The organism is Nguyenibacter vanlangensis (assembly GCF_013376155.1).
Lineage (GTDB): Bacteria > Pseudomonadota > Alphaproteobacteria > Acetobacterales > Acetobacteraceae > Gluconacetobacter > Gluconacetobacter vanlangensis.
The window spans coordinates 1-1,933 of sequence record NZ_JABXXP010000547.1; the positions used below are offsets into that span (position 1 = coordinate 1).

1 protein-coding gene and 1 pseudogene are annotated in these 1,933 nt (G+C 67.3%); both read left to right on the forward strand.

From position 1 onward, the window contains the following. A partial coding sequence (locus HUK84_RS16485; protein ID WP_176641247.1) for a TIGR04028 family ABC transporter substrate-binding protein occupies positions 1–1,594 on the forward strand: 1,594 nt, incomplete at its 5' end. Continuing rightward, positions 1,591–1,933 (forward strand): annotated as a pseudogene (locus tag HUK84_RS16490) (ABC transporter permease); the annotation flags it as partial. The gene HUK84_RS16485 and the pseudogene HUK84_RS16490, both read left to right, overlap by 4 nt.

A 1,933-nucleotide genomic window follows, 5' to 3' on the forward strand; every position in this document is an offset into this window, starting at 1 on the left:
GGCCGCGCCGGCGGGCGGCGGCGCGCCCGTGGCCGGCGGGACGCTGATCTATCTCGAGAAACAGCCGCATCGTAATCTCTACCCGCCGGCCGGAGGATTCTATCCGAATGGCGGCATCCTGAACCAGATCACCGACCGCCTGACCTGGCAGGACCCGCGGACATTGCGCATCCTGCCCTGGATCGCGCAATCCTGGACCGTCAACGACGCCTATACGGAATTCACCTTCCATATCCGCCGGGGCGTGACGTTTTCGGACGGCACGCCGCTCGATGCCGCGGTGGTGGCGCGGAATTTCGACATCTATGGCAAGGGCGACCGGGCGCTGAAGCTGCCGCCGTCCGAGGTGATCAATAATTACGACCACAGCGAGGTCGTCGATCCTTATACGGTCCGGTTCTATTTCACCCGTTCGTCGCCCGGCTTTCTGCAGGGCACGTCGGTGATCGGCTCGGGACTGGTCTCGCTGGCGACATTGCGCCGGCCGTTCGACGACATGGGCAAGGCCACGGCGATCGTGGGGTCCGGGCCCTTCGTCGTTTCGCACGAAATCCTGGGCAAGGAAGTCGACCTGGTCGCGCGCGGAGATTATGCCTGGGCGCCCCCGCCCTTTGCCGGGCAAGGTCGTGCGCGGCTGGATGCGATCCGCATCCTGGTCGTGCCGGAGGACAGTATCCGCATCGGCGCGCTGCTGGCCGGACAGGCCGATTTCATCCGCCAGGTCGAAGCCTATGACGAGGAACAGGTCGCGCTGCGCGGCTATGATCTGTATGCGCAATCGACCCGCGGGGTCGATAACGGCCTGGCGTTCCGGCCCGAGAACCCGATCGTCGCGGACCTGCGCGTGCGCCAGGCCCTGCTGCATGCGACGGATCGCAAGGAGATCGCCGATACGCTGTATTCGGTCCATTACCCGGTGGCGCGCGGCCTGCTGGCCGGCACTGCCGCGGGTTTTACCGACCTGTCGCCGCTGCTGACCTATGACCCCGCGCTGGCGCGTCACCTGCTGGACGAGGCCGGGTGGCGGCTCGGCCCCGACGGGCTGCGCTATCGCGATGGGCAGAAGCTGGTCCTGGGCGTGCACGAATCCCTGCCGCAACCGCAGAGCAAGACGATGCTGGAACTGATCGCCCAGCAATGGCGGCGCATGGGCGTGCAACTGAACGTCATGTCCGGCTCGGCGGCCGGGGTGATCCTGGACAACCTCAATCCGCTGCGCGCGCCCGTGGCGCCCGCCGAAGTCGGGCGTGCCGATCCGGACGTGGTCAAAAGCATGTTCTATCCGCGCAATCGCGACATGCTGCTGCAGCGCGGGGGGCAGAGCACGAAGGTGCATCACTTCCTCGACCCGGCGCTGAACGGGCAGCTCGACGCCGTGGCCTCGGCCACCGATCCGGCGGAACGCCTGCGCCTGCTGCAGGGGGTACAGGCCTATATTCTGCAACAGGCCTATTATATCCCCATCTTCGAGGAGCCCCAGGTCTATGCCGGGGCCCGCAATGTCAGGGCCATGGCCTTCGAGGCGGTCGGCCGTCCGTGGTTCTATCCCGCCTGGCTGGCCCGCCCGGCCGGACGGCAGGCAGGCCGGCCATGATGCGTCCCGTGACATCCTATGTCCTGCGCCGTCTGGGACAAGCGGCCTTCATCCTCTGGGGGGCCTTTACGCTGACCTTCGTCCTGCTGCAGGTCATGCCGGGCGATGCGGTCCTGGTGAAGTTCCAGGATCCCGATCTGGGGCTGACGCCGCAGCAGATCGCCGCGATCCGCGTCGCCTATGGCGCCGATGCCTCGTTGCCGGTGCAGTATCTGCAGACGGCGGGCCGGGTCCTGCGGGGCGATTTCGGCTATTCCGTCCAGGCGGGCGTACCGGTGCGCGACCTGGTTGCCGCGGCGCTGCCGACGACCCTGCGCCTGGCGTTCTGCGGCCTGGTCT